The organism is Asticcacaulis excentricus (assembly GCF_003966695.1).
GTDB classification, from domain to species: domain Bacteria; phylum Pseudomonadota; class Alphaproteobacteria; order Caulobacterales; family Caulobacteraceae; genus Asticcacaulis; species Asticcacaulis excentricus_A.
The window spans coordinates 1,617,817-1,630,508 of record NZ_AP018827.1 but is presented as its reverse complement, the minus strand read 5'-3'; the positions used below and the strand labels follow the sequence as shown (position 1 = coordinate 1,630,508).

The window sequence follows — 12,692 nt, the reverse complement described above, 5'->3', positions numbered from 1 at the left end:
AAACGCCATTTCGCTCAAAATTTATGTTTTGTCGCGATGTTTTTGCGGAAAACCGCTCACACTTTTCCGCACATCGCTCTAATCCAACGGCCGAAGATGCTGACTGCATCTGGACGTTGAAGACACGAGACTCTCTCGAAAGGCATACCAGGAGTCATTTTCGATGACCCTTGGTATGCCCCCATTCAGCCCATGCCGCATTTCCCCCTCAGGTCTCACAGTCCACATATACAATCCCTTAACCCTGTTTTTACACCTTCAGATAACACTCCTCTTTGAATTGTTCGGATGCACGCCTGCAATTATCAAGAGGGGGAACAATGTTCAGACATATTTCTGTCCGGATACGGATTATCACTGCCTTTTCGGTTGTCCTTGCCTGCACGCTGGGACTGGGTCTGTTTGCAATCAACCGTCTGGCCACCGTCAACGCGTCCCTCAGTGATCTTGCCACCCACTGGCTGCCGGCCTCTCATGGTCTTGGCGAAGCCGGTCAGAGTTTTGAACTGGCCCGATTTCGTCAGCTTCAGCTTACGACTGTTCCCGAGTCCGAACGGCCGGAAATTCGCGACAGCGTTAATCAGGAACTGGCTCAACTGTCGCAAGCCATAGAAGGTAGTACGCGCCACCTGACCAGCCCTGAGGAGCGGGCGCAGGCCGAAAAAATCCGTGCAGAACTGAAAACCTATATGGCCAATAGCACGCATTATGCCGGTCTGATTGATACCGGTGACATGGCGGCAGCTCAGGCCTATTTCTCGCAAGAGATGCGTACACAGGCCCGTGAACTCCGCAACTATATTCAAGAAGCCCGCGCCTATCAGGTGGAGGCCGGAGAGAAGGCCGCCGCTTATGGCATGGAACAGGGCGCGACGGCCCGCACCCTGATCCTGATCGCGCTGTGCGTGACGGCCCTGTGTGCGGCGCTGATCGGCTTTCTGATGGTCCGCGCCGTCTCTGTGCCCATTGCGCGCATGTCGGACGTGATGAAGGTTCTGTCCAGTGGTCAGACCGAGGTAAAAGTGCCTCATCTGGGCGAACGCAATGAAATCGGGCAAATGGCGGCGGCCGTCGAGGTGTTCCGCGACGGCCTGATCCGCAACCGCGCGCTGGAAGCCGAGGCGGCCAGGGCCCGCGAAGACGCCGAGCATCAGCGCAGACAGGCGATGCGCGATCTGGCCGCCGATTTCGAAGGGGCTATAGGCGGCGTGGTTGAAATGGTGTCCTCCGCCGCAACCGAAATGCAGGCGACGGCAGCGCAATTGTCGGCGTCAGCACAGGAATCCTCGGCAAAGGCGCAGTCCGTTTCCGCTGCGGCCGAACAGGCCGGCAGCAGTGTCACCTCCGTGGCGGGATCAGCCGAAGAACTGGGGGCGTCGATCTCTGAAATCAGCCGTCAGGTGCGACACTCGCTCAGCAAGGCGCGCGAAGCGGTGGGCGAGGCCGAAGCCACCTATGCCATCGTCAATGAGTTGTCGGGTGCGGCAGGCCGTATCACCAGCATCGTGGACATGATCTCAAGCATCGCCTCGCAGACCAACCTGCTGGCGCTCAATGCCACCATCGAATCGGCGCGGGCCGGTGAAGCGGGTAAGGGTTTTGCGGTTGTGGCCGCCGAGGTGAAAACGCTGGCTACCCAGACCGCTCATGCGACGACTGAAATCAATCAGCAGATCGCGGGTATTCAGGCGACCACCGAACAGGCGGTGCGCGCCATCGAAAACATCTCGCAGACCATCCGCATCATCAACGAATCCTCCGCCACCATCGCCGCCGCGGTCGAGCAGCAGGGTGCCGCCACCAGCGAGATCGTATTGTCCGTAACTCAGGCGTCCACCGGCGCGATTGAAGTGACGCAAAACATCACCGGCGTGGCCCGCATGGCCGAAGAAACCGGCACAGGCGCGTCTCAGGTGCTCAGCGCTTCATCCGAACTGGCGCAACAGGCGGCGAAGTTGCAGGCGCAGGTCAACGGCTTCCTGGCGCAGGTGCGCGCCGCCTGATCCGGTTTGGTGCCTATGCCGCCAGACCGGCCTGTACCAGCAGGGGTTTGAGCCGCACCAGCGCCGCCGGGTCTTCCATCAGGCTGGCGCGCACATCGGGGGCGCGCAACTGCTTCATGATCTCAGCCTTGGCCAGTTCGCTGAGTGCGCCCAGCGGCCCCGACTGACCGGTGGCCAGCCCCAGCAGGGCCGCCATGCGCTGAAGCGGTGACTTGGAGCCTTTTAGGATTTGCGGCAAAAGCTGCACATCCCCGGCAATCTGCGCGCCGATCTGCCCCAGTCGCGTATGGGCGGCTTCGGTATCGCTTTCACTCAAGCTGGCCTTGGTGATGCGGCGTTGCAGCAGGGCCAGCAACTGAAGGCGCTGCGCCGCCGGGCGTTTGGGATCACGCAGGTCCGTTTCAAACCGATGCGCCGTCAGGGACGACAAAAGCCAGCGCGCCGCCTGTTTTTTATTGGCCGCCCCGACCACGTTCTCGCACAGCCACAACAGGCGCTCAATCTCTTCGAGGCAGTGCGGTGCGCCGCGCGTCAGGCCTTCGACAAAAGCACTCGACACCAGCATTTTGGAGCGTTCGATAAAGGCGTCGGAAATATCTTCGCGCTCGACCTGCTGCTGGCTGCCGGCGGTGAGCGCCAGCGCCATGGCGCGCAGGAGGTCGATTTCGCCCACTGGATTGTCCGGCATCAGCCGCTTCACGCCGCGCAGTTCGGTCAGCACATTACGAAAGGCCTGAAGACGCAGGTTGCGGAAATGGCCCTTACGGATCAGGTGCGCAAACGCTTCGAGATGCGGTGGCGGCGGCGGCAGGGCGCGCCCGATACTGGCATCCACCTGGCTCAGGCGCTCAATGGCTTCGCTGCTGACCATGTGGGTCATAAAGGCCAGGCTGTCACTCTTTGCGTCCTGACTATCATTTAGTCCGCCCCTTCGCCCAAGCAGTTCGACAAGGGGGGTTTCAATAATGTCGAGCGCCCATTGTAAATCTGACCTTGCGGCAAGGGCGGTGGCGATCTGCGTCAACGGTGCCAACTTGCCTTCGGTACTGCGATCTGCGCCCATCAGCCGGGCCACAGCACCGCCCAGCACATAGTGGCGCTCCGGTGATTGCCCGATGCGGGCCACCTGTGTGGCGATATCGCCCGTAAGGTCGATTTCGCTGAACACATTCTTGCGACCGTCGTTGATGACGCGGGCAATCGCCTTATCCACCAGATTGTTCCAGCGGCGCATGATTTCGTGGATTGAGGCCCCGGTTTCTTCGGATTCGGGAATAGCGACCTTCTGGATAGCATGGGTAAGATCGTTGACCGAGGCGTCCAGTCTTTGGCACAGGAGCGGGCTGTGCAACAACTCGAACGCGGTCGCGCCTTGACGACGCAGCCAGTCTTCCAGCACGCGAGCAATGGTTTCGCGAGCGTGGCGGCTATAGAGGTCTTGCGGTGACGTGCAAACCGGCTCGGCGCTGCTGGCCGCCTTCGGCTTGCTGCGCGTTTCCGGCAGGCCCTCAGTCAGGACGGTATAGGTGCGAAATTCCCCGGTATCGTCGGAAAAGACTTCCTTGGTCACCTTGATGGCGGCGGCGCGACGGGCATTCAGCAATTCACGCGCCTGTGCGATGGCGGCGTCACGGTCTTCCAGCGCGTTTTGCAGCACCCAGCCCGATTGCGGCGTCTTGCGCGAGAAGATTTCGTAGTGAATCTGACCGGCCATAACGCTCCGATGCGTCTTGTCAATAATTGGCTCTTTATGACCCGCGTGTCACAAACCCTGCCATTCACGTCGAAATATGGACGAATCCTGTTAAATTAACGTTGAAGGGTCGTTCGGGCCTGATTATCACCCCGGAGCGGCCTATATTTGGTCAATAATTGAGTGTTTTGGCGTAAACGGCGTTATATGGTGCGCCACAGGTAAGACAACCGGAGGGCTTATGGCCAGAATTACCCTTGTCGATGATGACGAAAACATTGTCACCAGCGTTTCGCTGGCGCTGGAAAGCGGCGGACATACGGTGCAGGCCTATCACGACGGCGCGACCGGTCTGGCTGCACTCGAAAAGGACCCGCCCGATCTGGCCATCCTTGATGTGAAGATGCCGCGCATGGACGGTATGGAGGTCCTGCGCCGTCTGCGCATGAATTCCAACCTGCCGGTGATCATCCTGACGTCGAAGGACGATGAGATCGACGAAGTGTTGGGCTTCAACCTCGGCGCCGACGACTATATGCACAAGCCGTTTTCGCAGCGCCTGCTGCTGGAGCGCGTCAAGGCCGTGCTGCGCCGCGCCGGCGTCGTCGATCAGTCTGAGCCGCCGGAAACGCAGGAAGCGCTGAATGCCAAGTCGCTAAAGCGCGGCAAGCTGGTCATGGACGCCGCCCGCCACGAATGCACCTGGGAGGGCAAGCCGGTGCGCCTGACCGTCACCGAATTCCTGCTGCTGCACGCGCTGGCGCAGCGTCCGGGCTTCGTCAAAAGCCGCGACAACCTGATGGACGCCGCCTATGACGATCAGGTCTATGTCGATGACCGCACGATCGACAGCCACATCAAGCGTATGCGCAAGAAGTTCCGTCTGGTCGATCAGGAGTTCGACTCCATCGAAACCCTCTATGGCGTAGGCTATCGCTACCGCGAAGTGTAACCCATGCCGTTTGCCCGCTTCCCTTATGCCTCCCCGGCCTGCCCGGGGAGGGGTGCCGCACGGGCCGCCGCTGGCGGAGAGAGGCGGCGGTGGGTGGGCTTGTTGCGTCCACCTCCTCAGTTCCTTGGGGAGTTGTAAATAATGTCCGGCACCGAAACCCCGCAGCGTCGCCTTCTGCCGCCCTTTGCGCGCATCGGTTTTTTCCGCGCGCGGCTGGGGCGGCTGATCCTGCTGCTCAATCTGGCCGGTCTGCTGGTGCTGATCACCGGCGCGCTGGTGCTGAATGAATTCCGTCAGGGCCTGATCGACAACCGCAAGGAGTCGCTGATGGCGCAGGCGGAGACCATGGGCGAGATCATCGCCGAGGTCGCCACCGCCGGTGACCCTGAGCCCTATCTGGAGCCGCAATATGCCGTGCTGGTGCTGGGGCGCTTCATCCCCGAAGAACAGCGCGCACGCCTGTTCGACGCCAAGGGGCACGTCCTTACCGACTCCTATTCCGTCTCCGAACAGATCGATGTGCGCAGCCTGCCGCCGGTCGAGGACACCCTGCCCGATACCGAGCGGCGCAAGGCGCGCAATCTGCGGCAGGAAAAGGCGCGTGAGGCGCTGGACGCCGAGGTCAAACAGGCCCTGAGCGGTGAGCCGGTCGCGTCGGTGCGCTATAACGAAAAAGGCGAAAAGGTCGTTTCCGTCTCGGTGCCGCTGAAGCGCGTCAAGGCGATACTGGGCGTGCTGACCATTGAGGCGGGCGACGTGGACACCATCGTCGCGGCGCAGCGCTGGGCCATGCTGCCCTTTATTCTGGTGGCGCTGGGCGTCAGCCTGTTTTCGTCGCTGCTGCTGCACTGGCTGGTCAGCCGGCCCATCCACCGCCTGTCCGACGCCGCCGATGCGGTGCGGATGCAGAAGGCGCGCACCTTCTCCCTGCCCGATCTGGAGTCGCGCCACGATGAGGTGGGGATTCTGGCCCGTTCGCTGCAATCCATGACCGAAGCGCTGCAAAAGCGCATGGACGATATCGACCGCTTCGCCGCCGACGTGTCGCATGAGATCAAGAACCCCCTGACCTCGATCCGCAGCGCGCTGGAAACCCTCAGCCTGGTGAAGGATGAGGCCGCCAAGGCACGCCTGATGGCCGTCATCCAACAGGATGTGCGCCGCGCCGATCGGCTGATCACCGATATTTCCAACGCCTCACGCCTGGATGCCGAACTGGCGCGCGATGTGCCCAAACCCGTCGATGTCGGCGCCCTGCTCGAAGACATCGTCTCCCTCTATCAGCATATGCCCGAGGGGGCGGGTGTCAGTCTGGAGCGCAAACTGACCCCGGCGGCGTCGAAGGTGATGGGCCGCGAAGGGCCGCTGGGGCAGGTCTTCCGCAATGTCATCGACAATGCGCGCTCCTTCTCGCCCGAAGGCGGTACGGTGCGCGTCTGCGTCGCCTATTCCGACGCCGATCCAAAGCGCCCGGTGCACATCGTGATTGAGGACGAGGGCCCCGGCATCCCGACGGAAAATCTGGAGACTATCTTCCAGCGTTTCTATACCTCGCGGCCCAAGGGCACGGATTTCGGGCGCAATTCGGGTCTGGGTCTGTCGATCTCGCGCCAGATCATCGAGGCGCAGGGTGGCCGTATCTGGGCCGAGAACCGTCTGGACGATGACCACACCATCGCGGGTGCCCGCTTTACCATTACCCTGCCGAACGTGTATCAGTGACCCATCCCTATACCCTCCTGCCTTCGGTGAGGGGCTTTCGTTGTGTCCACCTGTATAGCGTGTTGAATAAGTAAGAACCCCCACCACCGCATCTAGCTTGCTCCGCAAGCGTCGTGCGGTCCCCCTCCCCAGTAAACTGGGGAGGTATGATTATCCGGAGCCCGTACTTGTCTCGAATCATCCTCCACGCCACGTCGCTGACCGTGCCCATTCGGGGTCAGTGGCGGGGCGTGCTCGTGATGGGGCCGTCGGGTATCGGCAAGAGCGATCTCGTCCTGCGCGCGCTGGAGACCGGGTTTCAACTTGTGAGCGACGACTACTCGGTCCTGTGGGCGTCGGGCGATCACATTTTCGCCAGCGCTCCGGACACCATTGCCGGGCGAATGGAGGTGCGCGGTATCGGCATAACGCCACAACCCCGTCGCCCCCTGACCCGCGTAAGTCTTTGTGTGCAATGCCAATTATCGCCCCCTGAGCGCCTGCCCGAAGCCGAGCTGACCCCCGTTCTGGGGTATGATTTGCCCACCCTCAGGCTTAACCCAAGGGAAGCTTCGACTGTGGCCAAACTGCTCACCCGGCTGCGTCTTCTGTCGTGATCCCGCGGATCGCCCTTGGCACCGTCGCATTTTCGTCCTAAATCGAAAGACCTTTTTGCAGTGCAGTGAATTGGGTCTATAATCAGTTTCTTGTGCCCCGCTCCGACCCGAAATCCGGGACCCGACGGGCGGTCACGTGTAGGGATGACGTCTATATGATCGGACTGGTGATCGTGACCCACGGCGGTCTGGCGGAAGAGTTTGTATCCGCCATGGAACACGTTGTGGGACCGCAGGATCAGGTGACGGCCATCTGTATCGGGCCCGAAGACGACGTGGCTCAGCGCCGTCAGGACATCCTCAAGGCCACCTTTGCCAATGACAGCGGCGACGGCGTGATCCTGCTGACCGACATGTTCGGTGGCACCCCGTCGAATCTGGCCATCTCCGTCATGGAGCAGACCAAGGCCGAGGTGATCGCCGGGCTCAACCTGCCCATGCTGATCAAACTGGCGACCCTGCGCAAGCTGGAGGCCCTGGCCGATTGCGTGCAACACGCGCAGGAGGCCGGGCGCAAATACGTCACCGTCGCCTCTTACGTCCTGTCGGGTGACAACTGAGCGTGACCGCCCGAATTTGACCGCAAGGCGCGGGAAGCGCCGACGGGCCGTTGGCGTCACAATGGAGGTATCCGGTGAGTGAGGAACCATCCATGACCGCAGCCTTTGCCCTGACCGAAGACCCGCGCTGGCGCGCCGTGACCACCCGCGATGCGACGCAGGACGGCGCCTTTGTCTATGCCGTGAAGACCACCGGCGTCTATTGCCGCTGCACCTGCCCGTCGCGGCGGCCAAAGCCTGAGAATGTGCGCTTTTTTGCCACTGGCCCGGAGGCCGAGACCGCCGGGTTTCGCCCTTGCATGCGCTGCCAGCCCGATCAGGGCGGTCAGCGCGCCCTTCAGGCGCAGCGCATCGCCGAGGCCTGCCGCGAGATCGAGACCGCCGAAGTCGAGCCGAAACTCGAAACGCTGGCGCAGCGGGCGGGCCTAAGCCCCTTCCATTTTCACCGCCTGTTCAAAGCGGTCACCGGTCTGACGCCCAAGGCCTATGCCCGCGCCCATCGCAGTGGCCGGATGCGCGCCGCGCTGAAGACCAGCGGCAGCGTCACCGAGGCCATCTACGAGGCTGGCTTCAATGCCCCCAGCCGCTTCTACGCCGATACGGCCCAGGCGCTGGGCATGTCACCGCGCACCTTCCGCAAGGGCGGCGTGGCCGAGGTGATCCGCTTCGCCGTGGGGCAGTCGCGTCTGGGGGCGCTTCTGGTCGCGCGCAGCGAAAAGGGCGTCTGTGCCGTGTTTCTGGGCGACGACCCGGAGGCGCTGGTGCGCGACCTTCAGGACGCTTTTCCCAAGGCCGAACTGATCGGTGGGGACGCGGCGTTTGAAGAGACCCTGGCGCGCGTGGCGGGCCTGATCGAAGCGCCGCAAACCGCGCTCGACCTGCCGCTCGATATTCGCGGCACCCTGTTCCAGCAGAAGGTGTGGGCTGCGCTTCAGGCCCTGCCCGCCGGCACGCGCGTCTCCTACAGCGAACTGGCCGAACGGGTCGGTTTACCCGCCGCGGTGCGCGCCGTCGCCTCGGCCTGCGCCGCCAACAAGATCGCCGTGGCCATCCCCTGTCACCGCGTGGTGCGTACCGACGGCAGCCTGTCGGGCTATCGCTGGGGCGTAGAGCGCAAGGCGGCGCTGCTGGAGGCGGAACGTTAGGCTCACCGCTTGATTTGTTCTCTTTTTGTGCTATGTTCGCATTACGTTCTAATGACGCTGCGGAACCGCACCATGGAAAACGAGAACATCGAACCCCTGCGCAAGATCATCCATGTGGATATGGATGCCTTCTACGCCTCTGTGGAACAGCGCGATAATCCCGATCTGCGCGGTAAGCCCGTGGCGGTGGGTGGGCTGGAACGCGGCGTCGTGGCGGCGGCGTCGTATGAGGCGCGCAAATACGGCGTCCGCTCGGCCATGCCGTCGGTGACGGCGCGACGCAAATGCCCGGACCTGATCTTCGTCAAGCCGCGCTTTGACGCCTATAAGGCCGTATCGAAGCAGATCCGCGAGATTTTCGAAGACTATACGGAGCTGGTGGAACCGCTGTCGCTCGATGAGGCCTATCTCGACGTCACGCACAATCACAAGGCCATCGCTTCGGCGACCCTGATCGCGCAGGAAATCCGGGCACGGATCAAGCTGGCGACCGGGCTGACGGCCTCGGCGGGCGTGTCCTATAACAAGTTTCTGGCCAAGATGGCCTCGGACTATCGCAAGCCGGACGGGCTTTATGTCATCACGCCGCGCATGGGGCCTGAGTTTGTCGAAACCCTGATGGTGGGGCGATTCCACGGCATCGGCCCGGCGACCGAAGAGAAGATGAACCGGCTGGGCATCCTGACCGGGGCCGATCTCAAGGCGCAGGACCTGGCCTTTCTGCAAAAGCATTTCGGCGTGTCGGGCGACTATTACTACAATATCGCGCGCGGCATCGACCATCGCCGCGTGCAGCCCGACCGGGTGCGCAAGTCGGTGGGTGCGGAAAACACCTTCTTTCAGGACATCTTTTCGCTGGAGGCCGCGCGCGCCGCCCTTTCCCCCATTGTGGACAAGGTCTGGCGCTACTGCGATCAGCACGGCACGCGCGGCCGCACCGTGACTCTGAAGGTTAAATATACCGACTTCCAGCAGATCACCCGCAGCCACACGGCGGCCGCCACCGTGCTCAACAAGGACGAACTGGCGCGCCTGTCGGGCAGCCTGCTCGAAAGCGTCTTCCCGATTGCTAAGGGTATTCGCCTGCTGGGCGTCACCCTGTCGTCGCTGGGCGGGTCGGAGGCGCAGGCGGAACCGCAGCAATTATCGCTGGCGATTTAGAGTGAAATGACTTTCAGTGGAATCGCCATTTCGCTCTAAATTTTTGTTTTGTCGCGATGTTTTTGCGGAAAACCGCTCGCACTTTTCCGCACATCGCTCTAGCTGGTCCATTTCAGCGTGGCGGGTTTCAGCGGGTTGGCGAAGGGGCGTTCTTCGGAACGGTGCGCCATCCACTCTTTTTTGAGTTGCTGGTACCACTTGGCCTGTGTGTCGGCGTCGTCGATCCACAGGAGTGACGGATCGTATCTCAGCCCTTCGTTTTGCAGATTGACCATGTCGCCGTCCTGCTTGAGGAAGGCTCTGGTGCCATATTTGAAGATCGGCGCAATGGCGCGGAAAATGGCGTGATCCGACCAGAAGATCTGCGTGATGCGCGTCCTGGTGGCGTGCACCGGTGTCAGGCAGGTGAGGCCCAGAATCTGCCGCTCACCGATCTCGATATGCTCATAGCGCACACCGGGCAGGCGGAAGGTGATCTCGGTCGCCGGGGCCCCGCCCAGAATACGATAGGCGCGCGAATTTTTTGACGGCGCGTGGCGCACCATCGCAAAGCCGAACTCACGCGGCTCAAACGCCTTGGCCTTTTCGAGCTGCTTCTTGGAGGAGCGCCACCACCATTGCTGATGCACATAGGGGCCGTGGGCTGGGTCCATCAGCCCCACCACCGCGTGGTCGATGTGGCTGTCGAAATCCATGCTCTCAACGATAATGGGTTTGCCCCCGACCACACCGGGCAGCAGGGGCGGCTGATGATCGGGCTCCGCCGGGCGGCGCGCATCGGCGGTCATGTAGATCCAGACGATGCCCTGTTGTTCCTTAACGGCGTAAGATCGCACCCGGATGCGGTCGACGTCCATAGGCTGATCGGCGGTCAGGGAGGGCACAGCCGTGCAGCCACCATTCGTCCCAAAGGTCCAGCCGTGATAGGGGCACTGCACCACCGGCTGACCGGTCTTGGGGTCAGGGATCATCTTGCCGGCGGACAAGGGCGCGGCGCGGTGCGGGCAGATGTCGCGCATCGCATAGGCCTTGCCCTGCGTGTCGCGGGCCAGCAACACCGGCTCGCCCAAAATCTCGTAGCGTTGCAGCTTGCCGGGCTTCAGATCGTCGGCCAGTGCCGCAAAATACCAGGCGTCGCGGAGGAAGCCCTGCCCGAAGACAAGACGTTCTTTGGCGATGGGCGGGGCGGACTGATCAGGCATGGGCAAACGATATCACAAAACGGGCGAAAAGAGTGACTATAGTTCAGCGCGCGCCGTCGCCAAAAGCGATTATTTGTCGCACCACCGTAGCATACCTCCCCAACGTGTTGGGGAGGGGGACCGCACGAACGAACGTAGTGAGTGAGATGCGGTGGTGGGGGTTCTTACTGAATTCAGGAAACTGAGCAGGTGGGGATATCGCAAGACACCCCACCACCCCGCCCTTCGGGCGCGGTCCCCCTCCCCGGCATAGCCAGGGAGGTATGATCTTCTATCCCCCGAACGCGCCCAGTGCCGCGAGGAAGCCTTCGTTTTCGTGATCCTTGCCAATGGTGACGCGCAGGCAGTGCGGCAGACCATAATTGGCGACATGACGCACGATAAAGCCCTTACGCATCAGGTGTTCATTGGCACGCACGGCCTGCGCTTCGTCGGCGAAGTGGATCAGGACGAAATTGCCCTGACTGACATCGACGCGGTAGCCCAGCGCCCGCACCGCCTGATAAAAGCGCGGCCGCCATTGCAGTACCTGCGTGCGCGAGGCGTCCAGATGCGCCTGATCGGCCAGAGAGGCGACGGCGGCGTACTGGGCCGGGAGGTTGATATTGAACGGCATCCGGATGCGATCCAGCGCCTCAATCACCCGCACCGGGGCGTAGCCGAAGCCGACCCGCAACCCGGCCAGTCCGTGAATCTTCGAGAAGGTGCGCGTGACGATCATGTTGTCGCAATTGCGCGCCAGCCCAAAGGCGCTCTGATAGGTCGGCTCGTCGGCAAACTCCGCATAGGCTTCGTCGATGACCAGCAGGATGTGCGGTGCCAGACGGCTGCGCAGATCGGCGATCTCGTCCGGCGTGTTCCAGGTGCCGGTTGGATTGGCCGGGTTGGAAATATAGACGATCTTGGTGCGCGCATCGACCAGCTCCAGCAGACGTTCGATTTCGACGCGCTGAGCGGGTTCGGGGGCCAGACGCACCTCGGCCTGACAGGCCTCGGCGCTGATGCGGTAGGCAAGGAAGCCGTGTTCACCGGTAACGATATTGTCTCCGGCCTCCAGCCAAGCCTGATTAAGCACACCGAACACCTCGTCCGAGCCATTGCCAAAGATCAGGCGGTCCGGCTCAAGGCCGTGATAGGCGGCCACGGCCTCACGCAGCGGGGCAGCGTGACCGTCGGGATAGCGGAACAGCTTGGCGCGCGCGGCTTCGAAGGCCTCAACAGCTTTGGTCGAACTGCCCAGCGCGTTTTCATTGGACGACAGCTTGATCGGCTCGGCCACGCCTTCGATCTTCGACTTGCCCCCGACATAGGCGGCAATCTCCCAGATACCGGATTTGGGTTCAGGGGTAGAAGCGGGGGGCGAAACGGTATCCATCGGGGATGTTCCTGCGCGTGCGAATTTTACTAGTATCGTGAATTTGAAGTTCGCTTCATTCTGATATCGAGACCCGGGCGAACTTCAAATTCAAAAAACGATACTAGATACAACAATTTGGTAGTGTCCTGTTGAATCTGAAATTCGCCAGTGGACGATATCAAGCACATGCGAATTTCAGATTCAGGACACTAGGTGCTGGTTAGCACCACGTGGCAGCCGGTTCAATGCCCTGTTGGCACGGCGGGTTGCCCCCTCCGTCAGCTTCGCTGACACCTCCCCC

10 protein-coding genes are annotated in these 12,692 nt (G+C 61.8%); 7 read left to right on the top strand and 3 right to left on the bottom strand.

What is annotated here, in order from left to right:
- Window positions 1–320: 320 nt before the first annotated feature.
- Entirely contained in the window at window positions 321–2,003 is a 1,683-nt protein-coding gene (locus EM6_RS07580) for a HAMP domain-containing methyl-accepting chemotaxis protein (RefSeq protein WP_126421572.1), read from the top strand.
- Window positions 2,004–2,016: 13 nt separating this feature from the next.
- Here EM6_RS07580 and EM6_RS07575 read toward each other — a convergent pair whose 3' ends face one another.
- The gene (locus tag EM6_RS07575; RefSeq protein ID WP_126421570.1) at window positions 2,017–3,717 is read right to left on the bottom strand and encodes a hypothetical protein; all 1,701 of its coding nucleotides are present in this window, start codon (window positions 3,715–3,717) and stop codon (window positions 2,017–2,019) included.
- A gap of 220 nt (window positions 3,718–3,937) precedes the next feature.
- Between EM6_RS07575 and EM6_RS07570 the strand changes: the two genes are divergently transcribed.
- The 6 genes from EM6_RS07570 to dinB all read left to right on the top strand — a co-directional run bounded on the left by EM6_RS07570 (window position 3,938) and on the right by dinB (window position 9,832).
- The gene (locus tag EM6_RS07570) at window positions 3,938–4,648 is read left to right on the top strand and encodes a response regulator transcription factor (protein ID WP_013477997.1); all 711 of its coding nucleotides are present in this window, start codon (window positions 3,938–3,940) and stop codon (window positions 4,646–4,648) included.
- Between the two features lie 141 nt (window positions 4,649–4,789).
- Complete coding sequence (locus EM6_RS07565) at window positions 4,790–6,370, top strand: stimulus-sensing domain-containing protein (RefSeq protein ID WP_126421569.1); 1,581 nt, start codon at window positions 4,790–4,792, stop codon at window positions 6,368–6,370.
- A gap of 167 nt (window positions 6,371–6,537) precedes the next feature.
- Window positions 6,538–6,966 carry an HPr kinase/phosphorylase gene (locus EM6_RS07560; protein ID WP_126421567.1) on the top strand — a complete coding sequence of 143 codons (429 nt, stop codon included), beginning with the start codon at window positions 6,538–6,540 and terminating at the stop codon, window positions 6,964–6,966.
- A gap of 155 nt (window positions 6,967–7,121) precedes the next feature.
- Window positions 7,122–7,526: a PTS sugar transporter subunit IIA gene (locus tag EM6_RS07555; RefSeq protein ID WP_013478000.1), complete on the top strand. Its 405-nt coding sequence runs from the start codon at window positions 7,122–7,124 to the stop codon at window positions 7,524–7,526.
- A 92-nt stretch (window positions 7,527–7,618) separates the two neighbouring features.
- Window positions 7,619–8,671, top strand: coding sequence for a bifunctional DNA-binding transcriptional regulator/O6-methylguanine-DNA methyltransferase Ada (ada, locus tag EM6_RS07550; RefSeq protein WP_126421565.1), 1,053 nt, complete (start codon window positions 7,619–7,621; stop codon window positions 8,669–8,671).
- A gap of 72 nt (window positions 8,672–8,743) precedes the next feature.
- Entirely contained in the window at window positions 8,744–9,832 is a 1,089-nt protein-coding gene (gene dinB / locus EM6_RS07545) for a DNA polymerase IV (RefSeq protein WP_126421563.1), read from the top strand.
- 98 nt (window positions 9,833–9,930) lie between these two features.
- Here dinB and EM6_RS07540 read toward each other — a convergent pair whose 3' ends face one another.
- Both EM6_RS07540 and hisC read right to left on the bottom strand, forming a co-directional pair.
- Complete coding sequence (locus EM6_RS07540) at window positions 9,931–11,034, bottom strand: aromatic ring-hydroxylating oxygenase subunit alpha (RefSeq protein ID WP_126421561.1); 1,104 nt, start codon at window positions 11,032–11,034, stop codon at window positions 9,931–9,933.
- Between the two features lie 271 nt (window positions 11,035–11,305).
- Window positions 11,306–12,409 (bottom strand): histidinol-phosphate transaminase, encoded by a 1,104-nt coding sequence (gene hisC, locus EM6_RS07535; protein ID WP_126421559.1) that lies wholly within the window; start codon window positions 12,407–12,409, stop codon window positions 11,306–11,308.
- Window positions 12,410–12,692: the final 283 nt, after the last annotated feature.